The organism is Blastococcus colisei, from assembly GCF_006717095.1.
Classification (GTDB): Bacteria; Actinomycetota; Actinomycetes; order Mycobacteriales; family Geodermatophilaceae; genus Blastococcus_B; species Blastococcus_B colisei.
Map to the genome: position 1 here is coordinate 2578891 of NZ_VFQE01000001.1, position 23346 is coordinate 2602236.

25 protein-coding genes and 1 pseudogene are annotated in these 23346 nt (G+C 70.8%); 9 read left to right on the forward strand and 17 right to left on the reverse strand.

Going from position 1 to position 23346, the window contains the following annotated elements; all coding sequences use genetic code 11:
* Nucleotide 1: 1 nt before the first annotated feature.
* From FHU33_RS12250 to FHU33_RS12320, 15 genes are read right to left on the reverse strand one after another with little or no spacing between them, the layout of a single operon-like run.
* A complete protein-coding gene (locus FHU33_RS12250; protein WP_142025607.1) occupies nucleotides 2-1858 on the reverse strand; it encodes a branched-chain amino acid ABC transporter ATP-binding protein/permease in 1857 nt (618 codons plus the stop codon).
* On the reverse strand, nucleotides 1855-2736 hold the full coding sequence (locus FHU33_RS12255) for a branched-chain amino acid ABC transporter permease (RefSeq protein ID WP_170182434.1): 882 nt from the start codon (nucleotides 2734-2736) through the stop codon (nucleotides 1855-1857). The genes FHU33_RS12250 and FHU33_RS12255 overlap by 4 nt, the downstream gene beginning before the upstream one ends.
* Nucleotides 2737-2794: 58 nt before the next feature.
* Complete coding sequence (locus tag FHU33_RS12260) at nucleotides 2795-4132, reverse strand: MmgE/PrpD family protein (RefSeq protein ID WP_142025609.1); 1338 nt, start codon at nucleotides 4130-4132, stop codon at nucleotides 2795-2797.
* Complete coding sequence (locus FHU33_RS12265; RefSeq protein WP_142027127.1) at nucleotides 4129-5211, reverse strand: zinc-binding dehydrogenase; 1083 nt, start codon at nucleotides 5209-5211, stop codon at nucleotides 4129-4131. Before FHU33_RS12265 ends, FHU33_RS12260 begins: the two co-directional genes overlap by 4 nt.
* Entirely contained in the window at nucleotides 5211-6032 is an 822-nt protein-coding gene (locus tag FHU33_RS12270; RefSeq protein ID WP_170182435.1) for an enoyl-CoA hydratase/isomerase family protein, read from the reverse strand. The genes FHU33_RS12265 and FHU33_RS12270 overlap by 1 nt, the downstream gene beginning before the upstream one ends.
* A complete protein-coding gene (locus tag FHU33_RS12275) occupies nucleotides 6029-6748 on the reverse strand; it encodes an SDR family NAD(P)-dependent oxidoreductase (protein ID WP_170182436.1) in 720 nt (239 codons plus the stop codon). The genes FHU33_RS12270 and FHU33_RS12275 overlap by 4 nt, the downstream gene beginning before the upstream one ends.
* Before the next feature lie 38 nt (nucleotides 6749-6786).
* A complete protein-coding gene (locus tag FHU33_RS12280; RefSeq protein ID WP_142025612.1) occupies nucleotides 6787-7500 on the reverse strand; it encodes a 2-oxo acid dehydrogenase subunit E2 in 714 nt (237 codons plus the stop codon).
* Complete coding sequence (locus FHU33_RS12285) at nucleotides 7497-7745, reverse strand: biotin/lipoyl-containing protein (RefSeq protein WP_211355104.1); 249 nt, start codon at nucleotides 7743-7745, stop codon at nucleotides 7497-7499. The genes FHU33_RS12280 and FHU33_RS12285 overlap by 4 nt, the downstream gene beginning before the upstream one ends.
* Entirely contained in the window at nucleotides 7745-8734 is a 990-nt protein-coding gene (locus FHU33_RS12290) for an alpha-ketoacid dehydrogenase subunit beta (RefSeq protein WP_142025613.1), read from the reverse strand. Before FHU33_RS12290 ends, FHU33_RS12285 begins: the two co-directional genes overlap by 1 nt.
* Nucleotides 8731-9762 (reverse strand): thiamine pyrophosphate-dependent dehydrogenase E1 component subunit alpha, encoded by a 1032-nt coding sequence (locus FHU33_RS12295; protein WP_211355105.1) that lies wholly within the window; start codon nucleotides 9760-9762, stop codon nucleotides 8731-8733. Before FHU33_RS12295 ends, FHU33_RS12290 begins: the two co-directional genes overlap by 4 nt.
* Nucleotides 9759-10211 carry a hotdog family protein gene (locus FHU33_RS12300; RefSeq protein ID WP_142025614.1) on the reverse strand — a complete coding sequence of 151 codons (453 nt, stop codon included), beginning with the start codon at nucleotides 10209-10211 and terminating at the stop codon, nucleotides 9759-9761. The genes FHU33_RS12295 and FHU33_RS12300 overlap by 4 nt, the downstream gene beginning before the upstream one ends.
* Nucleotides 10212-10219: 8 nt before the next feature.
* On the reverse strand, nucleotides 10220-10726 hold the full coding sequence (locus FHU33_RS12305) for an FAS1-like dehydratase domain-containing protein (protein WP_142025615.1): 507 nt from the start codon (nucleotides 10724-10726) through the stop codon (nucleotides 10220-10222).
* Complete coding sequence (locus FHU33_RS12310) at nucleotides 10723-12306, reverse strand: AMP-binding protein (protein ID WP_142025616.1); 1584 nt, start codon at nucleotides 12304-12306, stop codon at nucleotides 10723-10725. The genes FHU33_RS12305 and FHU33_RS12310 overlap by 4 nt, the downstream gene beginning before the upstream one ends.
* Nucleotides 12307-12323: 17 nt before the next feature.
* Nucleotides 12324-13469, reverse strand: a complete 1146-nt coding sequence (locus tag FHU33_RS12315; RefSeq protein ID WP_142025617.1) for an acyl-CoA dehydrogenase family protein — start codon at nucleotides 13467-13469, stop codon at nucleotides 12324-12326.
* A gap of 42 nt (nucleotides 13470-13511) precedes the next feature.
* Nucleotides 13512-14291 (reverse strand): SDR family NAD(P)-dependent oxidoreductase, encoded by a 780-nt coding sequence (locus tag FHU33_RS12320; protein WP_142025618.1) that lies wholly within the window; start codon nucleotides 14289-14291, stop codon nucleotides 13512-13514.
* A 159-nt stretch (nucleotides 14292-14450) separates the two neighbouring features.
* Between FHU33_RS12320 and FHU33_RS12325 the strand changes: the two genes are divergently transcribed.
* The 3 genes from FHU33_RS12325 (at nucleotide 14451) to FHU33_RS12335 (ending at nucleotide 17088) form a co-directional block, all read left to right on the forward strand.
* Nucleotides 14451-15200, forward strand: a complete 750-nt coding sequence (locus tag FHU33_RS12325) for an SDR family NAD(P)-dependent oxidoreductase (RefSeq protein WP_142025619.1) — start codon at nucleotides 14451-14453, stop codon at nucleotides 15198-15200.
* The gene (lipA, locus tag FHU33_RS12330; RefSeq protein WP_142025620.1) at nucleotides 15197-16156 is read left to right on the forward strand and encodes a lipoyl synthase; all 960 of its coding nucleotides are present in this window, start codon (nucleotides 15197-15199) and stop codon (nucleotides 16154-16156) included. The genes FHU33_RS12325 and lipA overlap by 4 nt, the downstream gene beginning before the upstream one ends.
* Before the next feature lie 140 nt (nucleotides 16157-16296).
* Entirely contained in the window at nucleotides 16297-17088 is a 792-nt protein-coding gene (locus FHU33_RS12335; RefSeq protein ID WP_142025621.1) for an enoyl-CoA hydratase/isomerase family protein, read from the forward strand.
* Nucleotides 17089-17165: 77 nt separating this feature from the next.
* Here the strand turns inward: FHU33_RS12335 and FHU33_RS25825 are convergent.
* Together FHU33_RS25825 and FHU33_RS24985 are read right to left on the reverse strand one after the other, a co-directional pair.
* Nucleotides 17166-17696, reverse strand: a pseudogene (locus tag FHU33_RS25825) (DUF2243 domain-containing protein).
* Nucleotides 17697-17780: 84 nt separating this feature from the next.
* The gene (locus FHU33_RS24985) at nucleotides 17781-17954 is read right to left on the reverse strand and encodes a hypothetical protein (RefSeq protein ID WP_170182437.1); all 174 of its coding nucleotides are present in this window, start codon (nucleotides 17952-17954) and stop codon (nucleotides 17781-17783) included.
* Nucleotides 17955-18324: 370 nt separating this feature from the next.
* Between FHU33_RS24985 and FHU33_RS12345 the strand changes: the two genes are divergently transcribed.
* The 6 genes from FHU33_RS12345 (at nucleotide 18325) to FHU33_RS12370 (ending at nucleotide 23259) form a co-directional block, all read left to right on the forward strand.
* Entirely contained in the window at nucleotides 18325-18696 is a 372-nt protein-coding gene (locus FHU33_RS12345) for an STAS domain-containing protein (protein ID WP_170182438.1), read from the forward strand.
* 57 nt (nucleotides 18697-18753) lie between these two features.
* Nucleotides 18754-20838: a PEP/pyruvate-binding domain-containing protein gene (locus FHU33_RS12350; protein WP_142025623.1), complete on the forward strand. Its 2085-nt coding sequence runs from the start codon at nucleotides 18754-18756 to the stop codon at nucleotides 20836-20838.
* Entirely contained in the window at nucleotides 20835-21380 is a 546-nt protein-coding gene (locus FHU33_RS12355) for a hypothetical protein (protein ID WP_142025624.1), read from the forward strand. Before FHU33_RS12350 ends, FHU33_RS12355 begins: the two co-directional genes overlap by 4 nt.
* Entirely contained in the window at nucleotides 21377-21781 is a 405-nt protein-coding gene (locus FHU33_RS12360; protein ID WP_142025625.1) for a hypothetical protein, read from the forward strand. The genes FHU33_RS12355 and FHU33_RS12360 overlap by 4 nt, the downstream gene beginning before the upstream one ends.
* 81 nt (nucleotides 21782-21862) lie before the next feature.
* Complete coding sequence (locus FHU33_RS12365) at nucleotides 21863-22831, forward strand: metallophosphoesterase family protein (RefSeq protein ID WP_142025626.1); 969 nt, start codon at nucleotides 21863-21865, stop codon at nucleotides 22829-22831.
* Nucleotides 22828-23259: a hypothetical protein gene (locus tag FHU33_RS12370; RefSeq protein WP_142025627.1), complete on the forward strand. Its 432-nt coding sequence runs from the start codon at nucleotides 22828-22830 to the stop codon at nucleotides 23257-23259. Before FHU33_RS12365 ends, FHU33_RS12370 begins: the two co-directional genes overlap by 4 nt.
* Nucleotides 23260-23346 lie beyond the last annotated feature (87 nt).

Below are 23346 nucleotides of genomic sequence, written 5' to 3' on the forward strand. Positions count from 1 at the left end.
ATCACACCCCCGTAGCCGCGGCCGAGGCACCGAGATACGCCTCGAGCACCCGTTCGTCGCTTCGCGCCGCAGCCGGCGTCCCGTCGAAGATCACCTCGCCCTGGTCCAGTACCGTCACGGTCTCCACGAGCCGGAGCAGGAAGTCCATGTGGTGCTCGATGAGCAGGACCGTCATGCCGCCGTCACGCAGCGTCTGGAGCAGCGACGCCAGCTCGACCAGGTCGTCCTCGGCGAGGCCGGCGGCGGGCTCGTCGAGCATGAGCAGCAGGGGCTCGCCCGCCAGCGAGCGAGCCAGCTCGAGCAATCGTTGCCGGCCGAACGGCAGGCCTCCCGCCAGTGCCTCGCGGAGTTCCTCCAGCCCGACGCGCTCGATGGCCGCCTCCGCGGAGCGGACCATGCGACGTTCCTCCCGCACGGCGGCGCGGGTGCCGAACAGCAGCTGGACCAGGCGCGAGCGGAACAACCGCTCGGCTCCGACGACGACGTTCTCCCGGACAGTGAGCTCGTCGAAGACGAGGGGATGCTGGAAGGTCCGGCCGATGCCGAGCGTGGCGACCTGGTGCGGCTTGCGTCCGTCGGCACGCACTCCGCCGAAGGACACCTGCCCGCTGGTCGGCTTGTAGACGCCCGAGACCACGTTCAGCAGCGTGGTCTTGCCGGAGCCGTTCGGGCCGATCAGGCCGTGGATGCTGCCCTTACGGACCGAGATGCTGACGCCGTCCAGAGCGCGCACGCCGCTGAAGTTCATCACGACGTCCCGCACCTCGAGCAGGACGTCGCCCTCGGCGACCCCGGCTGCCGCGGCACCGTCACGACTCTGCTCGGCCGGCTGCACCTCGGCCGGCTCGGCCTTCTCGTCCCTCCGCCGGTCGACGCGGTGGTGGATGAGACTGGTCCGGTAAGGGAACAGCCCTGCGAGACCACGTGGCAGCACGATGAAGGAGAACAGCAGGATCAGGCCGTAGATGAGGTGCTGCCACTCGCTGAACGCCTGCAGTTGATCAGGAAGGTAGGTCAGCAGCGCGGCGCCGAGGAAGGGCCCTGCCAGCGTCCGCATTCCGCCCAGGACGGCGAACACGAGGATCGCGATGGACGCATTCACCGAGAAGGCGTCGGGACTGACGAAGCCGACGACGTGGGCGTACGTCACGCCGGCGATGCCGGCCAGCGCAGCGCTGAGGACGTAGGCGAGCCGCTTCCGGCGGGCCGGGTTCACGCCGAGCGTGGACGCCGCCAACTCGCTCTCCTGGAGCGCGACGAACGAGCGGCCGACGTGCGACTTGAGGATGTTGGCGAGCAACCAGGTCACGACGACGACCAGGACCACCGTGACGTAGAAGTACGACACCAGCCCCAGGGTGTAGCCGAAGACCGTGAGCGAGCCCAGCGGCGGTGAGGGGATGTTCCCCAGGCCGGAGAACCCGCCCGTGACCTCTCCCCACTGGCGGAAAATCGTGAAGGCCAGGATGCCCAGCCCGAGGGTCACCATGGCGAGGTAGAACTCGTGGACCCGGCCGGCCGGGATCGACACGAGCGCCCCGACGATGATCGCCATGACGATCCCGGCTGGTACCGAAGCCCAGAGTGGCCAGTCGTACTGCACGGACATCACCGCCGTGCCGTAGGCCCCGGTGCCGTAGATGGCTGCCTGACCCAGCGAGATCTGGCCGGCGTAACCGGTGAGGACGTTGATGCTCTGGGCCAGCAACGCGTTGATGCCGAAGATGATCGTCAGTTGCACCAGACGTGGTGGCGACGTGAACGGGATGACGAGCACCACCACAACCGCCGCGGCCGCGAAGGCCCACGGTGGCAGGGCGCCAGTGATCCGCCGGACACCGTCTCGAAGGGAGTTCATACCTTGAGCGCCTCTCGCTTCCCGAACAGGCCCGACGGCCGCACCATGAGGATGAGAATGAGAACCGTGAATGCCACGGCGCTCTGCGCGGCCGTCGAGATGTAGCCGCCGACCATCAGTTCCGCGACACCCACGGTGAGCCCGCCGACGAGGGTGCCGACCGAACTGCCCACGCCGCCGACCACGACGGCGGCGAATCCGTTGAGCAGCAAGGTGAACCCGAACGCCGGACTGATGCCGGTGACCGGGGCGATGAGGACGCCGGCCAGGGCGGCCAACGCGGCGCTGACGAGGAACGACGTCGTCACGACCGCCTCGACGCGAATACCCCGCAACCGCGCCGACTCCGAGTCATGGCTCGTGGCCTGCAGGACCATGCCCCAGGACGTACGCCGGACGACGAGCTCGAAGAGTGCCAGGACGACGAGGGCCACACCTGCGACGAGCAGCAGTTGCAGCGACATCCGCACGCCGAAGATGTCGACGTAGTCGCTGGCGCTGAAGATGATCCCAGGGAAGGACCGCACCTGCGGCCCGTAGATGTGGTCCGCGATCGCTTCGATGACGATCGCAGCCCCCAGGGTCGCGACGATCCAGCCCAGACCGCTGGCGTGCTTGATGACCGGACGTACCGCCACACGTTCGAGTACGACGCCCATCACCGCCACGGCCACGACCGCGATCAGGATCGCGAAACCGAGCGGGATACCGGCGGTCCACGCCGACAGCGCGAGGAACACGGCGATCATCAGGAAGGCGCCGTGTGCGAAGTTCACGACGCGAAGCGTCCAGAAGGTCACGTTCAGGCCCTGCCCGACAAGGGCGTACACGGCGCCGAGCGCGAGGCCCTGGAGAAGCAGTTGCAGGAAGAAGCTCACGGTCGCTCTCGTCTCCCGTCGCGGTCGGTACTGCGGGCTGAGCCGGACCCCACGGCGCTCATGCGATCGTCGCGGTGACGAGATCGCGGAGCGGCCGGTTCTCGATGTCGAGGACGACGTCGACGAACTCGTCCAGTCGGTCCTTGCCGAAGGGCATGTCGTCGACGATCGCGCTGAGCCGATCGGCCGTCTCCACGCGATCCCAGTTGAACGTCTCGGGCGTCGCGATGTACTCGGCCGTGAAGTCGCCCCGACCGGTGCGCACGCTCAGCCGGCACGAGTTCGCCGGCAGCTCCGGATCCGGCACGATCTCCACGCGACGCACCAGGGACATCAGCGTCTCGTCATCGAAGTCGCGCAGGTCTCCCAGGCGGACGGTCCGCTTGCGGATGGCCACTGCGAGGCAGTAGGGCGCGCTCATGAGGGAGCCCCCCACATCCGTGAAGGGGCCGTGCTCATCCGTGCCCGGATACGCCGCCTCGGCCGGGGAGAGTCGCAGCGTCACCGCCTCGACCTCGTGCTCGCCGACGTCGTGGCGGGACACCAGGTCGGTCAACACCGTGACCGGCACCTGGTTGATGGCGCAGATGGGGAACGGCTTGTAGGTCACGTCGAGGATCTGCCACCGGGAGCCGAGTTCGCGGCCGATCTCGTCCGCGCCGTCACTCGACCCGGCGAACGCGGCGAAGTGACCCATCACGCCCTCCAGCGCGTCGGGCGCCCCTGAGACCCCCTTCTGCGCGAGCAGCGCGGCGATCATCCCGTTCCTGCTGGCGGATCCGACCTGGTACTGCCACTCCTGCGTGCCGGCCACCCAGGTCTGGTTCGTGCCGCCTCCGAACGCCGCGGCCAGGCCGAGAGCGTTTGCGGTCTGCTCGTCAGTCAGCCCGAGCAGCCGGGCACAGGCCGCGGCCGAGCCGAACGGGCCGTAGATGCTCGTGGCCCGCAGCCCGCGCTTCGTCGACGTGGCGGCATGCTGCGCCGCGATGGCCGACGTCGCCTCGTAGCCGGCCACCATCGCGGTGAGGAAGGACCGGCCACTGGTGTCGGCACGGTCTCCCAGCGCGAGCAGGGACGGCAGCACCGTGCAGCCGAGGTGGGTCAGCACGCTGAGCTGGGTGTCGTCCTGGGTGCGAGCGTGCATGAGTGCGCCGGTCGCGAGAGCGGCCTGCTCGACGGTCACGCGCGTACCTGCGACAGGAAGCCGGGCGCCGTCCTCGCACCGCCCGATGTCGGCAGCGAGCTCGAAGGCGGGTCCCGCGCTCTGGTGGCCGGCCAGCGCGACACCGAGGTCGTGGAGGAGGGTGACCTTGGCCTTCTCGAACACTGCCTCGGGAGCGCTCGACAACTCGAACCCCGACACGAACTGCGCGACCCGCTGCGTTGCTGTCGTCATTCTCCTTGGTCCTTTCCGTGTGGGGCTGCTGCTATGGATTCGCTGTGCGTGTGCTCAGGCAGGAGCAGGACCTTTCCGAATACGGCGCTGTCCTCCAGCAGCTGCTGAGCGCGGGCGGCCTCCGCCAGGGGGATGCGGTCGTGCACCACCGGGCGCAATCTGCGCTGGCCGACGAGCTCGAGGACGTGGAGCAGATCCGACGTGGTACCGGCGAAGGAGCCGACGATCTTGTGTTCCTTCACGAAGAGCGACCAGAGGTCGATCTCGACGGTGAATCCGGAATGCCCCCCGCAGGTGACGAGAGTTCCGCCGCGGGTCAGCGCCGTCAGGCTGCCCGCCCACGTGGCCTGCCCGACGTGCTCGAACACGACGTCCACGCCCCGGCCGCCGGTCAGGCGCCGAACCGTCCGCGGCCAGTCCGGGTCGTAGTGGTCGACCACCTCGTCCGCCCCGAGTGCGAGTGCTCGTTCCCGCTTCTCGCCGCTCCCGGCCGTCGTGATGACCCGGGCGCCGGCGAGCTTGGCGATCTGGATCCCCAGCGCGCCGATGCCGGAGCCGCCCGCGATGACCAGGACGTCGTGGCCCACACGGACACCGGCCCGGGTGACCAGCATGTGCCAGGCGGTCGCTCCCGTCACCGCTACGGCGGCGCCGTCCTCGAAGCTGACGTCGTCGGGCAGCGGCAGCAGCCACTGGGCCTCGACGACGACGTGCGAGGCGTATCCCCCATCGGTCTGCACGCCGAAGATCCGGCCGCGCAGGCAGGCGTTGTCCCGCCCCGCCCGGCAGAACTCGCAGCGTCCGCAGGAGATGGTCGGGTTGACCAGGACGCGCATTCCCATCGGGAGATCGACGCCCGCGCCGACCGCGGCCACCTCTCCGGTCACCTCGGTCCCGGAGACGTGCGGCATCACGATCGGGGCCGGCGTCTGACCCTCGCGGGAGAGGATGTCGACCCGGTTCACGCCGCAGGCGGCGACCTTCACCAGCACCTGACCGGCCGCCGGTTCGGGGACCGGCAGCTCCTCCACCTGGAGGACCTCCGGACCGCCGTGCCGGTGGAACCGCACCGCCCGCATCACCCGCGCACCGTCCGCAGGGCGTCCAGGAAGCGCGCCTTCGCGGTCTGGAACTCCGTGGAGCCGAAGCACAGCGAGTTGGTGATCGCCTCGAGCTTGAGGCTGTCCTCGAGCGAACTGTCGGCGCCGTGTCTGACGACGTGCTTGAGCAAACGGGACGCGTCCGCACCGCGGACGCCGATCCCGGCCGCCAGGGAGTCGACGTGCGTGCGCAGGTCGTCCGCCGAGTCGAAGACCTGGTTGACGAAGCCCCATCGCTCTGCCGTGTCGGCGTCCACGCGCTGCCCGGTGAAGGCCATTTCCATGGTCCGCGAGGGCCCGATGACCCGCTGCATCAGCCACGTCAGGCCGAAGTCCTGCACGACGTCGACGCTCCCCGGGATCATCCAGAACCTGGAGCCGCGACGCGCGTAACGGAGGTCGCAGGCCATCGCGAGCCCGAGCCCGGCGCCCCCGACCGCGTTCCCCTGCAGGCACGCGATGGTGAGTTGGGGCAGCCGATGCACGGCCGAGATCAGTCGGTGCTGTTCGTCGAGCAGCCGCATCCCGGCGAAGACCGACGGGTCGTCGACGTGCTCCATGAAGAACGGCGTCCCGAGGTCCACCCCGGCGCAGAATGCCGGCCCCTCGGCGTCGATGACCAGGACGCGTACGTCGCCGTCCCGCTCCACGAGCGTGAGGGCGTCGAGCAGTTCCTGCAGCATCTGGGGGTCCAGCGCGTTGTGCTTCTCTCCCCGGGTCAGCGTGATCCTGGCCGCGCCGCCGGAGACGGCCAGCCGGATCCGGCCGGCGTCGAGAGCAGGGAACGCTCCGGCGCTCACGCGGCACCCCCGTTGACGTGCCAGACCTGGCCCGTGACGAAGCTGCCGCCGTCCGAGGCCAGGAAGGCGATCACCGACGCGATCTCCTCCGCCGTCCCGGCGCGGTTCAGGAGGCCGTAGTTGCTGGAGAGCCGCTCGAACCGCTCGCGGAAGTCGTCGTGGATCGCGGAGTCGACCAGGCCCGGCGCCACGGCGTTGACGAGCACGCCGTGCCGTCCGAACTCACGGGCCAGGCCGAGGGTCAACGTGTCGATCCCGCCCTTGGACACGGCGTAGTGCATGCTCTCGCCCGCTCCCCCGGTCCGGGACACCACCGAGGAGAGATTCACGATCCGGCCGCCGCCCGCAGCCACCATGCCGTCCAGCACGGCGCGGCAGCAGTTGACGGTCCCGACGATGTTCAGCTCCAGGGTCCGCCGCCAGAGGGCGTCGTCGATCTCCAGGAACGGATGGAGCTCCAGGAACCCGCCGGCGCTGTTGACCAGCACGGTCGGCGCGCCCAGTTCGGCGACCACCGTGCGGTACGCCCGTTCGACGGATTCGGTGGAAACGACGTCGAGCTGGACGGGCAGGGCGCCGCCCCCGGCGGAGCGGACCTCCTTCGCGACCTGCTCGGCCCGGTCGGCGCCCGACCGGTACCCGACCGCGACATCGAACCCGTCCGTCGCGAGCCGGACAGCGGTCGCGGCTCCGATGCCGCTGCTGCCACCCGTCACGAGCGCGACGGGCCGGCCGTGCCGTCCAGCCTGGGACATCATGAGCCCCCCGCCGCGGGGCGGTCGGGGCCGCCGGCCTCCACCTTGGCGACGAGCAGCTCCAGGAACCGCGCGGCCTGGACACCGTCCATCGCCGCGTGGTCGAAACTGAGGCTCAGGTACAGCACGGGGACGGCCACGGGCGAGCCGTTCTGGAGACGGATCTCGTCGCGGACGGCTCCGACGCCCAGGATCGCCAATTGCGGCGGATTGATGATCGGGGTGAAGAACTCCACCCCGTGGGCACCCAGTGTGCTCAGCGTGAAGGTCGCGTCGGCGAGGTCCGCGAGCTTGATGCGGCCCGAGCGGGCGCGGTCGCTGACGTCCACGATCGCCGCCCCCACGGCGTCGACGTCCATCTCCTGCGCGTCACGGAGGACGGGGACGGTCAATCCGTCCTCGAGTGCCACCGCCACGCCGAGGTTCACCCGTTTGTAGAGCCGGATCTCGCCTTCTTCGGTCCTGCCGTTCACCCGGGGGTACTCACGAAGGGCTTCCACCACCACGCGGGCGAGGACGGCGGTCAGGCTGAGCCGCGGCACGTCGGCGCGGGCGTTGAGGCCGGCCCGAGCTGCCACCAGTGCCGACGCGTCAGCACGCGCATGCAGCGTCACGTGGGGCATCTCGGCGACCGCCGCGCGCATCGAGCGTCCTACGGCGCGACGGTTCCGGTCGCTGGGCAGGACGTCGTAGAGCTCCTCCGCGCTCGTCAAGTCGGATCACCACTGGTCGCCTCGACCCGGGCGATGACCTGTCCTGCCTCGACCTGCGCGCCTTCCTCGACGAGCAGCTCGGTGATCCGGCCGGAGACCTGGCTGACGATCTCGGCATCGGCCTTGTCGGTCTCCATCTCGGCGACCGGCTCGTCCTCCGTGACGAGGTCGCCCACCTTCTTCAGCCACACCACGAGGTGCGCCTCGTCCATCGTGACGCCCCACTTCGGGACCACAATCTCCATCAGGCCGTCTCCCTGTCGAGCATCTGGCGCACGGTGGCGACCAGCTGGTTGGCGTCGTTGTAGTAGTCCGCCTCGAGGCCGGGCGGGAAAGGGGCCGGCGCGAACGGCGGGCTCAGGAGTGCCGCCCCGGCCCGCAACGAGCCGAACCCCTCGGTCGCGGCGACCCGGATGACCTCCGAGCCGACGCTGCAGGGCCCGTGCGCGTCCTGGATGACCGCCAGGTGCCCCGTCTTGGCCAGCGAGGCGAGCAGCCGCGGCTTGTCCAGAGGACTGAGCGTCCGCAGGTCCAGGACCTCGGCGTCGATGCCGTCGGCCTCCAGTAGCTCCGCGGCAGCCATGGCCCTCGCCACGGTTCCGCCCCAGCACACCAGGGTGACGTCGCTGCCTTCACGACGGACCAGTGCTTCGCCGATCGGCACCAGATGGTCCGGGTCGTCCGGCACCTCGCCCCGGACACCCCACTGGCTCATGCTCTCGATCACCACGACGGGGTCGTCGTCACGGATCGCCGACTTCAGCAGGCCACGGGCATCCGCCGGCGTGGCCCCCCAGACGACCTTCAACCCCGGGACCGACACCAGCCAGCTCTCGAGGCTCTGCGAGTGCTGCGGCCCGTTGCCCCGCTGTGCCCCGCACAGCGTCCGGAGAGTCATCGGGACGCTGTAGCTGCCCGAGGACATGTACGACATCTTCGCGGCCTGGTTGACCAGGGCATCCATGGCGAGCGTGATGAAGTCGAAGTACATGATCTCGGCAACCGGACGCAGGCCGGACATCGCCGACCCCACCGCCATGCCGCCGATGATCGCCTCGCTGATGGGCGTGTCCCGGACGCGCCATTCGCCGAACTTGTCCTGCAGTCCCCGTGTCGCCCCGTAGGGCCCCCCGGCAGCGCCGACGTCCTCGCCGAAGATGTGCACGAGCTCGTCGCGTTCCAGCTCCTCGCGCAGCGCGTTGTTCACTGCCTGCCAGTACTTCAGCTCGCTCATCGCGCTCGCTCCGTCGCGACGTCGGCTGCCTCGAAACCGGTCGGGTCGCGGTAGACGTCGGCGAGGATCGCCGACGTCTCGGGGTGCGCGTCGGCCTCGGCCCAGCGCACCGCGGCGTCGACGAGTTCCCGCGCCTCCGCTGTCGCCGCCTCCAGATCGGCGGCCAGCGCGCTGTCGTCGGACACCTCGGCCATCAGCCGCACCAGGGGGTCCTTCTCCCGCCACGCGGCCACCTCGGACTTCTCCCGGTACCGCTGCGGGTCCCCCTCGAAATGTCCGTGCCAGCGATAGGTCCTGCACTCGATCAGGGTGGGACCCTCACCGGCGCGGGCCCGGGCGACGGCCTCCTCGGCCGTGGCACGGACGGCCAGGACGTCGTTGCCGTCCACCTGCACCCCGGCCATCCGGTACGGCGCCGCGAAGTCGACGACGTCCTGCGCCGACAGATGGACCGACACCGGGCTGAGCTCCGCGTAACCGTTGTTCTCGCAGACGAAGATCACCGGCAGCTTCCACAGCGCCGCGATGTTCATCGATTCGTGGAAGGCGCCCTCGGCCACTGCGCCCTCCCCGAAGAAGGCGACCGCGACCTGGGTCGTGCCCCGGGCCCGAGCGGAGAAGGCCCCCCCGACAGCGATGGGGATGCCTGCTCCCACGATCGCGTTGGCCCCGAGGATGCCGAGCTTGGGATCAGCGATGTGCATGGAACCGGAGCGGCCGCCGCAGTACCCGCCGCTGCGGCCGAAGAGCTCGGCCATCATCGGCTCCATGCCGCCGCCCTTGGCGATGCAGTGCCCGTGCCCCCGGTGCGTGGAGGTGATGAAGTCGTCGGGCTCCAAGGCGTCACAGATGCCGGCGGCCACGCCCTCCTGGCCGATCGACAGGTGAACCGATCCAGGGAGCTTTCCCGAGGCCATCAGTCGCGACGCCGTGGTCTCGAACTGCCGGATCAGTGCCATGGTGCGGTAGAGCCGCCGGACGGTCTCGCCGTCGTGGCGTACGGCAGATGCGGTCGCAGGTGTGCTCACGCGGACTCTCCCTGCGTCAGGGGAAACCCGATGACGGCCCATCCGGGCGCGCAGAGTTTCCCGTCCTGGTTGTGCTCGAACAGCTCGCACTCGACGACGCCGAACCCGTCCTCGGTACGCGTGGCGGTGACCCGCCCGTCGCACGTCAGCACGTCGCCCGGGACGGCGAGATGCCGGTTCTCCCACCGGAAGCGGCGCAGCCGCGCCCCGGGGCCGGCCCAGTCGAGGGCCGCCTGGATCAGGAAGGCCCCGTGCAGATGGGACTGGACGAGGACGGCCGGATAGCCCTCGCTCCGGGCATAGGCGTCGTCGTAGTGGATGAGGTGGGCGTTCCAGGTGACGGCGCTGTAGCGGAAGAGTTGGAGGCCGGTCGGCCGCTTCACCAGCGCGGGGATGGCCTGGCCGACGGTGATGTCGGCGAATCGGGGGGGCGTGGTCTGGGTCGCCATGGAACTCCTCATCGGGCGATGAACGACTCGCGGCAGGTGAGGACCTCTCGGCCCTCACCGTCGACGTAGCGCCGGAGGACCCGCACCAGGAGCAACGTCCCGCTGCGGCCCTGCTTCAGGTCGACGCCGTCCAGGCTGATGTGGGCGACGATGTCCATGCCGTCGACCACGTCGTGATGCAGCTCGATGTCCTGGCCGGCGCCCATCAGCCGCAGCCCCTCGAGCGGCAACCCGACGGTCTCGCTCTTGCCGGTCCCGTCCGGCCGAAGGTCCTCCTCGGCCGGCCCGGGCTCCCATCCCATGACCCCGGACAGGAACAGCGGGGGTGCCACGGCCTCGGGGAAACCCTCGGCGCGCGCAGCGTCGTCGTCCACGTAGCGCGGGCTGACGTCCCCGCAGGCGTACGCGAACCGCTGGAACTCCTTCTTCGACATCCGCCCCAGCGGCAGCTGGTGCACCTGACCGACGACCGCCTTGGCGCGCTCGTACGTCTGCTCGAAGAGGTCGCCGCTCATGATCCGGCCCCGCTCTCCGCGCTCCACTGACGCAGGACCTTCTTCTCGATCTTGCCGATCGAGGTCTTCGGCAGACCGTCGATGATCTCCACGACGGTCGGCACCTTGAAGCCGGCCAGGTGCTCACGGCAGTGCCGGAGCACCTCGTCCACCGTCAGATCGACACCCTCGCGTGCGACGACGAACGCCTTCACGGCCTCGTCGCGAATGGGATCCGGCACCCCGATGACCGCGGCCTCGGCGACGCCCTCGTGGGTCAGCAGCGCCACCTCCACCTCGCTGGCCGAGATGTTCTCCCCGGACCGCTTGATGACGTCCTTCTTGCGATCGAAGAAGTAGACGTAGCCGCGCTCGTCGAAGTAGCCGTTGTCGCCGGTGTAGAGCCACCCGTCGCGGAGGGCGGCAGCGGTGGCGTCCGGGTCCTTGAAGTACCCCTTCATCAGGGTGCGGCCGGGGATGCCCCAGACGATGATCTCGCCGGGGCTGCCGAGCGGGACGTCCTCGCCCCGCTCGTCGACGATCCGCACGATGCGGTCGTAGGCAGGGAGGCCGATGGAGGGCCACCGCTTCTCACCGAACACCGGGGCGACGGTGACGATCGTCATCGCCTCGGACAGTCCGTAGCCGTTGACGAGCTCGACACCGTACCGGCGCTCGAACTCTTCCTTCTCCGAGTCGAGCACGTTGATGGCGTAGAAGTTCCGGCGCAGGTGGTGCTGCCGGTCCTCGTCACGAGGCGGCTGCGCCAGCAGCGTGCGCACCTGCATCGCCACCAGGCTCACCGACGTCGCACGGTGGCGGATCAGCTGCGACCAGAAGATCGAGGCGCGGTACTCCTCGAGCAGGATGCAGGTGCCACCGACCGTGAGCGACGCCATGATCGTCATCGACTGGGCGTTGACGTGGAAGGCCGGGAGCGCGGTCAGGAACCGGTCCTGGTCGTCCGCCGCCGCTGAACGCGATGCGCGCTCACCGGAGCGGAGACAGTTCGCATGCGTGAGCATGACGGCCTTCGGCCGGGACGTGGTCCCCGACGTGAAGATCATCTGGGCGACGTCCTCGCTGTCCACCTCCACCACCGGCGGTTCGGCGTCGGCAGCCAGGAAGTCGGTGAACAGCACCGCTTCGCCCATGGCGGTGGTGGTACGAGCCAGGACGCGATGCTTCACCGTCGGCGCCCCCTGGACCGCCCGGTCGATGACCTCCCAGTGGTCTGCGGAGACGACGACGGCCACGGCCTCCGAGTGACCGAGCACGTGCTCCATCTCGGTCGCGGTGTTCGCCGCGTTGGCAGGCACGGCGACCGCACCGATCCAGGTCAGCCCGAACCAGCTGAAGAGGAACTCCGGGCAGTTCGGCAGATGGATGACGACCGCGTCGCCCTTGCCGATGCCCAGGCCGGCGAAGCCGGCCGCAGCCCGCTGCACGTTGCGCAGGAACTCGCTGTAGGTGAACTCCTGAACATCGCCGTTCCTGCCCTCGAACACGAGGTACGGCTTGTCGGGCTGCCTGTCCACACGCTCGGTGAGCAGGTTCCGCAGATTTCGCCGACCGACGACGTCGACGCTGAGAGCAGTCATGTCCATGCGTCTCCTCCTCAGTCGCGCGAGGACAGACCGAGCATGTTGCGCGCGATCATCCAGCGGTGGATCTCGCCGGTCCCATGGCCGATGCGCCAGACGCGGACCTGGCGGTAGAAGCTCTGGATCGGGACCTCCTTGCTGTAGCCGAGCCCGCCGAAGATCTGGAGGCAGCGGTCGGTGACCCGCTGGGCCATCTCGGTCGCGTAGAGCTTGGCCATGAAGGCCTCGTTGCGGATGTGCTGCCCCTCGTCGGCCATCCAGGCAGCCCGGTACACGAGCATTCGGGCCGCATCGAGCTCGACGGCCGAGTCGGCCAGCATCCACTGGATGGCCTGGCGGGTGGCGATCGGCTTGCCCCACGTCACGCGCTGCTTGGCCCACTCCACGGCCAGGTCGATCGACCGCTGTGCGATGCCCAGCTGGTACGCGGCGATCTTGAGACGGCCGTGGGTGAGCTGCTCGGACGCGAGCTCCCAGGCCCCGTTCACCTCGCCCAGCCGGTTGGCGTCCGGGACGACGCAGTCCTCGAAGGTCAGTTCGTAGGGCTCCCACGCGTCGCCCATCGTGGGGATCGGGCGGGACAGCTCGAAGCCCGGTGTGCCGATGTCGACCAGGAAGCAGGTGATGCCGCGGCCGCCGAGGGCCGGGTCGGTGGTGGCGAACAGGATGCAGAAGTCAGCACGGTCGGCCTCGGAGATGAAGGTCTTGCGGCCGTTGATGATCCAGTTGTCGCCGTCCCGCTTCGCCTGCGTGGTGATGCGGGCGAAGTCGGAGCCACCTCCCGGCTCCGTGAAGGCGTAGCAGCTGCGCTTGCCGTCATCGATGACGCCACGCAGGTACCGCTTCTTCTGATCCTCGTTGCCCTCGTAGAGGGCGGGCTCGGGGCTCCCGCCGAAGTCGAACATGGCCGGGTGCTTGTAGAGCTCCTCCGCCACGAGGCACGTCGCCAGGGTCCCCATGCCCTGGCCGCCGTACTCCTCGGGCACGTCCAGCGCCCAGAACCCCAGCTGGCGGGCGCGCTGCTCGAGCTCCGTGCGCTGTTCGTTGGTGAAGTTGCCCTTGAGCAGGAATTCCTGCTCCAACGGCATGAGTTCGCGCTCGCGGAACTGCCGGACCGAGTCGACGAACTGCTTGAGCTCGTCGGGGATGCTGAAGTCCATAGGGACGCTTGCCTTTCGCTGCGATGAGGAGGGATCGAGCCTTCAGATGCGGTAGGCCCAGGTGTTGCTGAAGCCGCCGTCGACCACGACCGTCGTCCCGGTCACGTAGCGAGCGGCAGGGGATGCCAGGAAGACAGCCGGCCCCGCCAGGTCGTCGGGCTGACCCCAACGTGCCTGTGCGATCCGGCCTCTGACGGCCTCGTAGAAGGCCTTGTCCTTGCGACCGTTGGCGTTCATCTCGGTCTCGATGAACCCCGGCGCCAGGGCATTCACCGTGATGCCGTGCGGCGCCCAATCTGCGGCTAGGCACTGCGTCAGGGAGCGGATCGCGGCCTTGCTGGGTGAGTACGGGATCGAGCGCGAGATCCCCTGCTCGGACAGCACCGAGGTCACGTTGATGATCCGCCCGTAACCGCGGCTGATCATGTGCGTGCCGACCGCCTTGATGAGGGCGAATGTGCCTCGCACGTTCACGTCCATGACCCGGTCCCAGTCCTCGACGGACAGCTCCTGGGCCAGCCGGGCGAAGGGGCTCGTGGCCGCGTTGTTCACCAGCACATGCAGCTGCGAGAACTGCTCGCGGGCCAGCTCGGCGACGTGCACGGCCTGGTCGGTCTGGTTGATGTCGGCCACGAGCGGCAGAGCTGCCCCGCCCTGGGCCTCGATCTCGCGGGCGACGTCGTCGAGGGTCTTCTGCTCACGCCCCAGGAGGACGACGTCCGCGCCGGCGCCCGCCAGCGCCAAGGCGATCGACCGACCGATTCCGCGGCTGGCGCCCGACACCACGGCGGCCTGCCCGTCGAGGCGGAAATCTGGCCCCATGTGCGCCTCCGGAGATGTTCGACCGACCGGTCGGTTGGCTGATACGGTGAGGACTATCACAGCGGCTGCCGCGAGCTGTCAAGAAGTCATCTCGATCTCGCCCGTGGTTCGGTCGACGACTCGGCACGTGGCCAGAAGGCGTGTTCCAGGAGGGGTCCAGTGACGCCGAGACTGATGGGAAAGACGGCTCTCGTCGCCGGTGCGGGCGGCGCCTTGGGAGCGGCGATCGCGACCGCTTTCGCCGCCGAGGGCGTGCGCGGGCTGTTGCTGGCCGATCTGGCACCGGACGGCCTACGGCCGCTGCGCGACCGGCTGGCCGGCGCAGGCCACACGGTCGTCACCGCGGCCCTGGACGTCACCGACGGAGAGGCCTTCGACGAGGTAGTCGCCGACGCGGTACAGCGCTGGGGCCGGCTGGACGTGCTGGTGAACAATGCCGGGGTCGTGCCGCCGAACGCCCGGCTGCACAACCTCTCGACAGAGGCCTGGTCCTCCTGCCTCGCGGTGAACCTGACGGGCACCTTCCACGGCATCCGGGCGGCCGCCCGCGTCATGCGCGAACACGGGGGTGCCGTCGTGAACACCGCATCGGTGAGCGCGGTGACGGCCTGGCCCCATGCGGGGCCCTACGGCGCGGCGAAGGCCGGCGTGGTCCACCTCACGAAGGTCGCCGCACTCGAGTACGCGAAAGAGAGGATCCGGGTGAACTGTGTCTGTCCCGGCGCCTTCCCGTCGGCCATCCACGACGGACTGCCGGCCGGCGCTCTCGAGTCCATCGCGTCCCGGCATCCGCTGGGCCTGGGCCGCCCCGAGGACGTCGCAGCGGCAATCGTGCATCTGGCCAGCGAGGAGTCACGGTGGACGACGGGTCACGCACTGATCGTGGACGGCGGGTACTCACTGCCATGACCGACGTCCACCCCGAAGGTCGGAGGCTGCTGCGCGTCGAGGTCCGCAACGCGCGCGTGCCCGTCGAGAAGAAGCCACCCTGGATCAAGGTGCGGGCGGTGACCGGGCCGGAGTACGTCGATCTCAGGTCGCTGGTGCGCCGCGAGGGCCTGCACACCGTCTGCGAAGAGGCCGGCTGCCCCAACATCTACGAGTGCTGGGAAGACCGCGAGGCCACCTTCCTCATCGGGGGCGACCAGTGCACCCGACGCTGCGACTTCTGCCAGATCGACACCGGCAAGCCCGCTGACTTCGATGCCGACGAGCCGCGCCGCGTCGCCGAGAGCGTGACCACGATGGGCCTGCGGTACGCCACGGTCACCGGCGTCGCCCGCGACGACCTGCCCGACGGCGGGGCCTGGCTCTACGCCGAGACCGTGCGGCAGATCCACGCCCAGCTCCCCGGCTGCGGCGTGGAGCTGCTGATCCCGGACTTCAACGCCGACCCCGACCAGCTCGCCGAGGTGTTCTCCTCCCGTCCCGAGGTGCTCGCGCACAACGTCGAGACCGTGCCGCGCATCTTCAAGCGCATCCGGCCCGGCTTCCGCTTCGACCGCTCGCTGGCGGTGATCACCGCGGCCCGCGAGGCCGGCCTGGTCACCAAGTCCAACCTGATCCTCGGCATGGGCGAGGAGCCGCACGAGGTCGCGCAGACCATGCAGGCCCTGCACGACGCCGGGTGCGACCTGCTGACCATCACCCAGTACCTGCGCCCCTCGCCCCGGCACCACCCGGTGGTCCGCTGGGTGAAGCCCGACGAATTCGTCGGCTTCCAGGCCGAGGCCGAGCGCATCGGCTTCCCGGGCGTGCTCGCCGGTCCCCTCGTGCGCAGCTCGTACCGGGCCGGGCGGCTCTACCAGCAGGCCGTCGAGGCCCGCGGCCTCACCCGCCCCGAGTTGGACCCAGCAGGTCGTTGACGGCCCGTCAGACTCCGACCGACAGCGCGCGTCGACCTGCACGTCCGGCTCCAGGTGCGACCCCAGGAGCCGTGAGGGCCCGCCGAACTCCCCTGACCGTGCTCTGGCCGAGACGCCCGTTCGAGAAGAGGTAGCGCCCCGTGAACTCCCTGCCCGAGCTGCAGACCCTCCACCTGGAAATCGAGGAGGACACACTCACCGCGATGATCAACAGGCCGCGACGCGCCAATGCGGTCAACCGGCAGCTGCTGCGGGACCTGATCAGCATGGCGGACTGGCTGCGGGACCGTAGCGACGTCGGCTACCTGGTGCTCGCCCACCAGGGCGATGTCTTTTCCGCCGGTGCCGATCTGCAGGAACTTCACGACGAGCTCTCCGACGAGGAGAACCGGCGTTCGAAGATGCGGTCCCTGCAACACCTGGCACAAGAGATGATGGTCAAGCTCGAAGGACTCGAGCAGATCTCGTTCGCGGCCATGAGCGGATCGGCGTACGGCGCCGGATTGGCCATCGCCATGACCTCCGACTTCAGGGTCATGGCCGAGAACGCGGTAGCGAACCTTCCCGAGAGCAGGCTCGGGATGTTCCTCACGTACGGAGCCACCCCGCGGCTGGTGGGCACCGTCGGGCTGAGTCGCGCCAAAGAGATGATCATGTTCGCCGAGGACGTGTCCGCCCAGGACTGCCTCGAGTGGGGCATTGCGCAGCGGGTCGTGCCCCGAGACGAGGTACTGCCCGCAGTTCGAGACATGATCGCCCGCCTGCGCATCAACGACCGCACCGCCATCAGGATCGCCAAGCAGATGGCCAATGCTTCCGCCGCTGTCGCCTTCGGTGACATGGTTCGCGCCGAGCCGCAGCTGGTCGGTAGCACCCTCGGCGACGGCAGCGTACTCACGCACCTCTCGGCCTTTCTGAACCGCACGCCGTGACGCGGGGGCGTCGCCGGCCCGCTGGGCCGTACGGGTGCTGCGGCCCCACCTCGACGGCAGCGCACATGGGCGTGCGATCACGAAGGTCCTGAGTGGACACGGGACGGTATCTGCCGTCGGGCCCGTCGCTCCAGTACGCGCGCGCCGCGGCGGTGCAGCAGCCGGCCGCCGGCGATCAGGAGCACGCCGGACGCCAGGAATCCGAGGTCCCAGCCGAGCCGGCCGCCGAGGTCGTCCCGGACGTGGTGGACGCCGAGGATCTGGTGGTCGATCAGGCCCTCGACGAGGTTGAAGATGCCTCAGCCGGTGAGCACCAGGCCGAGGTGGAAGGAGAAGTTCGGCGCCAGTCGTCCCTGCTGCCAGGCCCGGATGGAGGTGATCGACGCGGCGACGACGAACAGCCAGGTGGCCAGGTGGAAGAAGCCGTCGGCGAGCGTGTTCACCTCCAGACCGGCGAGCGTGGTCGGCGGCCGTTCCGCACTGATCATGTGGTGCCACTGCAGGATCTGGTGGAGCACGATGCCGTCGACGAAGCCGCCGAGGCCCAGCCCGAGCAGCAACCCGGACGTCCGGGGAGGCGGCCGGCCGGCCGAGGGGTCGCGCGCCATGCGGCTGACCTACCCGGCCCCGACATCGCCATTCCCGTCAGCCGGCCACTGCGTCGGTCGCAGTGCGGCGGCATCGCGGAGGATTCAGCGCTGACCGGTGAGTCGCGCAGCTACCCGGTCCACCTGCCGCCACTGCTTCAGTGTGAGCCGGACCCTGGGGCGGTGAGCCGGGTTGAGCTCCAGCAGTTCGATGACGTCGGCCTGGGCAGGGGTGGGCTCGCGCGCGTCGGTGACGTCGAGGGCACTGTCGTGGATCACGGGGACCTCCGGGGACTGCGACTGCCGATCGACCGTTGCCCGCCGCCGATGGCCGGAAAACCGCGGGCTCCGGCGTCGTAACCGGACTGCAAGCAAGCGGTCCGCCGGCCCGATGACGGGATGTCCTCGCGCGGTAGCCGCTGCGCAGGCCGCCATGACGGTTGCGTGACAGACCGTCCGCGCACCGGGCTCCGGCCGGCAACCCCGCTCCATGCTGGACCGGGAGGGGAGCACGCCGCGGCGCGTGCCCCACGGCGAGGGGAGACGACGGACATGTCCGCCCACCAGGCCGACCAGTGCTGGCCGTCGTGCTCAAGCCCGCGCCGTGACCGGACCTGCGCACCCGGCCACAGCGAGACGGAGACCCGACATGACCGAGAACCGCCCGTTCAGAAACGCACCTCTGCGCGATCGCATGTGGCACGGCGCGCCCCGTCGTCCTGACGCCGGTGCGCGAGATCGCGGCCGCACCGCAGCGGCGAGCGGCCCGTTCACCCAGACCGTCGACGGGCGACTGGGCATCGTCCGACCCGGTGGGCGCCTCACGGCGCAGGCCGGCGAACTCCTCAGGGAGACCGTCGAGGCGCTGCACGGCAGCGGCCACACGCGGGTCCGCCTGGACCTCGGCGGCCTGGACGGCGCTGACGACGGCGGACTGGACGCGCTCTGCGCCCTGCAGAGCTCGACGGCGGCCCCGGGGCGCTCGCTCGTCGTCGTCCGCCGGGTCGAGCCGGTGGACTGACGACGGCGACGTCTCATTACGGTTCCCCGACAGAACGCCCGCCCATGCCTCACCGGCGTGGCCGGTGGCAACCACGTGATCATGCACGTCGCCTCGACCGATGACGGATCCCAGCCCTCCCCCGTGCCGGCCGGGCCGTCCGTGGTCTCCCTGGACGACGAGACGGCCGTCCGGCCGGAGCTGACCGGCGCGAAGGCGGCGGCACTCGCCACCGCCCGCCGTCACGGCCTGCCGATCGTCCCCGGTTTCGTGATCACCACCGCAGCCGTCGAGCGGGTCGCGGCCGGCACACCCCTGGACGACGTCCTGGCGGCCTGGCGGGAGCTCTCCCAGGAGGGTCGCCACACGCTCGTCGTCCGCAGCAGTTCGACGGTCGAGGACCTCGGCGACTCGTCGATGGCCGGCCGGTTCGAATCGGTGGTGGGGGTGACCGGACCGGAGGAGTTCCGTCGCGCCGTCGAGGTCGTCGTGGCCTCGCGTCAGCAGGCCGCCACCGGCTCGGACACGCTGACCGGCCGGGAGCCCCTGGCCGTCCTCGTGCAGCCGCTGCTCGACGCCCGCGGCGGCGGTGTCCTGTTCGGGATCGACCCGGTCTCCGGCCGTGAGGACCGGCTGGTCGTCGCCGCCGTCGAAGGCGGACCCGACCGGCTCGTGAGCGGTGCGGTCGACGGCGACCGGTACGAGCTGGACCGGTCCGGCCGGCGGACCGAGGTCACCCGCGGCGACGGTGGTGTCCGCCTGCGCCGGTCGCAGCTGCGCGCCCTCGCCGAGCTCGCGGCGCGGACGGCGGAGGTCTTCGGCGGACCGCAGGACGTCGAGTGGGCCATCGACGGTGCGGGGCGGTTGCGGCTGCTGCAGAGCCGGCCGGTCACCGCCGAGCCGCGAGGCCGGCCGGTCGGACCGGTCCTCGGTCCCGGCCCGGTCGCCGAGACCTTCCCCGAGGCGCTCCAGCCGCTGGAGTCCGATCTGTGGGTCGTCCCGCTGCGCGAGGCGCTCCGGCAGGCCCTCCTCCTCGCCGGCACGGCCGACGAGACCGCCGTGGACGCGTCCCCGCTGGTCACCGTGCTCGGCGGACGGGCCGCCGTCGATCTCGACCTGCTGGAACCGCGGCAGGAGACCCCGCGCGTGCGGGAGCGACTCGATCCCCGCCCACGGCTCCGTCGGCTGCGGGCGTCGTGGCGGGTGGGCCGACTGCGCTCGGCGCTCCCCGCGCTGGCCCGGGACGTGATCGAGTCCGCGGATCAGGTGCTGGCCGGCGTCCCGGTGCTCTCCGAGCTCACCGACCGGCAGCTCGCGGCCGTGCTGCACCGTGCCCACCCGGCCCTGGTCTCGGTGCACGCGCACGAGGTCCTCATGGGCATGCTCGTGGACCCCGCTGCGCCCCGTCTCACCGGGGTGAGCGCGGCGATGCGCGTCCTGGCGCGGTCGCGGCAGGCCGGATTCCCGGACGCCGAGATCGTCGCCGCCAATCCGGTCGTGCTGGCCCTCGCGGCGCCCCGGATCTGCCGCTTCCCCCAGCTGCCACCCGATGTCGAGGCGCCGGAGGGTGCGCCGCCGGGCGACGCGGGCGATGCCGGGCTGCTGCGGGAGGCACTCCGGCTGCGGGTCCGCTGGCTGCAGGAGGTCACCGCCCGCGTGGCCTGGATGCTCGGCGAGCGGCTCGCCGCGGGAGGCCGGCTGCCCCGTCCCGACGACGTCCGTGGGCTCCGGCTGGCGGACCTCTCGGCCGCGGTCCGAGACGGCGACCGGACGCTGCGCCCGGAGTTCGTCGACGAGGGGGAACCGCTGCCCGCCCGCTTCCGCATGGGCGACACCGGGCGGCCCGTTCCCGTGGTGGGCACGTCCGGTGGGACGGGAGCCGGCGGCGGGACCGGCGCGGGCCCCGTGCACCACGGGGCCGACCCGCCCGCCGGGGCGGTACTGGTGGTCCGCACCCTGGACCCCCCGCTCGCGCCCGTGCTGCCGCGGCTGGCCGGCCTCGTCGCCGAGACGGGCAGCGTCCTGGCACACCTCGCGATCCTGGCTCGGGAGTCCGGCGTGCCGACCGTCGTCGGCTTCTCCGGGGCGGTTGACCGGTTCGCTCCGGGAACCACCGTCCGGGTCGACGGAGCCAGCGGGGCCGTCGAGGAGGAGACCTCGTGAAGAAGCTGAGCTGGATCGTCGCCACGGCCGGGCTGATCGCCTCCGGCGCCTACCTCTTCGTCTACATCTACCGCTGGGAGTGGCACCGGGCCCTGCTGGTCGGCATCCTCTTCGTGGCCACCCTGGTGGGGCTGTGCACCGCCCTGGTCCTGCGCCGGGTCACCGCGCTGGCGGACCGCTCGCCGGCGGGCGACGACGGTCCGTCCGGCGCGCTGGCGCGGCTGCGCGCGGCGCCGGTGGAGACCAAGCCGTTTCCCTGGCTGCGGCCCGACGCCCTGGACCGCACCCACATCTTCATCCCGGTCCTGCTGGGCGGCGGCTTCGTCGTGTCCGGCATCGCCTGGGCGATCGAGCGGGTGGCCGGGAGCTCCGCCCGCTCCGGGGTCGAGCAGCAACTGGCCACCGACCTCGAGGGCATCGCCTTCCCCACCACCCCGCTCGTGCCCACCGATGCGGAGCTGCTGGCGTCCGGCGACGACTTCGCCCACGACTCGGCCCTGCGCATGCTGCTCGGTCCGGCCGCGAGCGGGGCGCAACGGTGAAGCGCGCCGCCGTCGGAATCCTCGTCGTGGCCCTCGCGGCCTTCGGCATCATGCTGCTCCGAGCGGAGCTGATGACCGTCGACGTGGACCAGCCCGAGGGCTCCTACACCGACGCCGTCGTGGCCGCGTCGACGGTGCGCGAGGACCCTGCCGTCCAGGAGGAGATGACCAGGGGGCTGGTCAGCACGTGCCGGTTGCTGGTCAACGCCGACGTGGCGGAGGACTCCTTCGTCCAGGTCGACGACGGGGTCTTCGCCTTCCGGCTGAGACCCGGGCTCGACGAGTTCGACCGACGGGAGCTCCGGGGCTGCCTGAGCGACCTGCGGGTGCAGCACCTGCTGCTCGACGTCCGCCGGCTGACGACCGTCGTCCCTGACCAGGAGGCCGGGGACCGGCCCTGACGGCCGGCGGAACGAGGCTCGCCCGGCCCGTGTTGGAACCGATGACAACGCACGCGCCTGCATCGGAGGTGGACGGAGATCGTGGCGGAACTGAACCGACGGCAACTGCTCGGGGCCGCGCTCGGCGCCGCCGGGACGCTGGCGGCCGGCTCCGGGGTCGCGGGGCAGATCTGGCCGCTGCTGGGCCGGGAGGACCTCGTCCCGGGCCGCGCACCGCAGCTCGCCCTCCAGGAGGCCGCCTGGACGCGGGCGGCCGACCGGATGAGCTTCGCCGCGGTCGGTGACACCGGCAGCGGGGGCCGGCAGGCCATGGCGGTGGCGCACCGGATGGCGGAGGGCTATCGCCAGGCGCCGTACGGGCTGGTGACCCACCTGGGCGACCTCTGCTACTACGGGAGCGTCGAGGACCGCTTCGACGACGTCTTCACCCGGCCGATGCGCCCGCTCATCGACGCGGGCGTCCGCTTCGAGCTCGCCATCGGCAACCACGACGGGGCTTTGCACCACAGCGACGCCAGCCTCGCGGAGATCGACGCGGAGCTCCGGCTGCTGGGCACCCCGGCCCGCCACTACACGACCAGCCACGGGCCGGTCGACTTCTTCTACCTCGACTCCAGCGCGCCCGGGCTCTTCGGGGAGGACTCCTCGGAACAGCTGGAGTGGCTCGACGACGCCCTGGCCAGCTCCACGAATCAGTGGAAGGTCGTCTGCATGCACCACCCGGTCTATTCGTCCGGATCCCACGGGTCGACCCCGGGGGCCGACGAGGTGCTCGAACCGCTGCTGGCCCGCCGGAAGGTGGATCTCGTCCTCTCCGGGCACGACCACCACTACGAGCGCACGCGGCCGCAGCACGGCGTGACCTACGTCGTCAGCGGTGGCGGGTGCAAGACCACGCCGGTGGGGCGCAGCCGCTTCACCGCGTCGTCGGCGTCGGCACTGCAGTACCTGCACGTCGACGTCGTCGACGACCGGCTGACGGGGCGGTCCGTCCGTGCCGACGGACGGGTCCTGGACCGGTTCGAGCTCCGCGCGCGGGAAGGCCGGTGATCGTCTCCCGCGCTCTCGCCCTCGGCCACTCCGTGCTCGTGCTGGGTGCCGTCGTGACCCCCGCGCTGGTCGTCGAGCACGCAGGTGACCGGGGCGGGCTGCGTGCCCCGGGCGATGCGGACCTCATCGTCGCCAGCGTGGCGGTGGGCGTCCCGGCGGCCGTGCTGGCCTGGCGCCGCCTGCACCCGCCGGCGTCGCGGTGGCAGTCCCGCACCGACGTCTGGATCGCCGCCCTCACGTCCTTCGGCGTGCTGGCGGGGGCCGCGTCCGCGCTGCCCGCCGTCGTCCTGCATGCCACGACCGGCCTCGCTGCGCTGGATGCCGACGCAGGCTGGCGGGTGCCCGCCGTCTGGGCGGGCTCCCAGCTGGCGGCCGTGGCGGCCGGCGAGGCGACCCACCGCGCGGTCCTGCGCTGGCTGGCGCGCTGACCGGCCGGCCGGCGCCCCGATGTCCGACGGTGGCGCGTTCCGGACCGTGAGGCGGGACGTCGCTCTGCCCACGGCGCTCGATCCGGC

Bases quoted from the DNA above. Each gene is read 5' to 3' on its own strand.
- FHU33_RS12250 (WP_142025607.1), bottom strand. From the start codon at position 1,858: ATGAACTCCCTTCGAGACGGTGTCCGGCGGATCACTGGCGCCCTGCCA.
- FHU33_RS12260 (WP_142025609.1), bottom strand. From the start codon at position 4,132: ATGACGACAGCAACGCAGCGGGTCGCGCAGTTCGTGTCGGGGTTCGAG.
- FHU33_RS12265 (WP_142027127.1), bottom strand. From the start codon at position 5,211: ATGCGGGCGGTGCGGTTCCACCGGCACGGCGGTCCGGAGGTCCTCCAG.
- FHU33_RS12285 (WP_211355104.1), bottom strand. From the start codon at position 7,745: ATGGAGATTGTGGTCCCGAAGTGGGGCGTCACGATGGACGAGGCGCAC.
- FHU33_RS12290 (WP_142025613.1), bottom strand. From the start codon at position 8,734: ATGAGCGAGCTGAAGTACTGGCAGGCAGTGAACAACGCGCTGCGCGAG.
- FHU33_RS12300 (WP_142025614.1), bottom strand. From the start codon at position 10,211: ATGGCGACCCAGACCACGCCCCCCCGATTCGCCGACATCACCGTCGGC.
- FHU33_RS12305 (WP_142025615.1), bottom strand. From the start codon at position 10,726: ATGAGCGGCGACCTCTTCGAGCAGACGTACGAGCGCGCCAAGGCGGTC.
- FHU33_RS12310 (WP_142025616.1), bottom strand. From the start codon at position 12,306: ATGACTGCTCTCAGCGTCGACGTCGTCGGTCGGCGAAATCTGCGGAAC.
- FHU33_RS12315 (WP_142025617.1), bottom strand. From the start codon at position 13,469: ATGGACTTCAGCATCCCCGACGAGCTCAAGCAGTTCGTCGACTCGGTC.
- FHU33_RS12320 (WP_142025618.1), bottom strand. From the start codon at position 14,291: ATGGGGCCAGATTTCCGCCTCGACGGGCAGGCCGCCGTGGTGTCGGGC.
- lipA (WP_142025620.1), top strand. From the start codon at position 15,197: ATGACCGACGTCCACCCCGAAGGTCGGAGGCTGCTGCGCGTCGAGGTC.
- FHU33_RS12345 (WP_170182438.1), top strand. From the start codon at position 18,325: ATGACCGAGAACCGCCCGTTCAGAAACGCACCTCTGCGCGATCGCATG.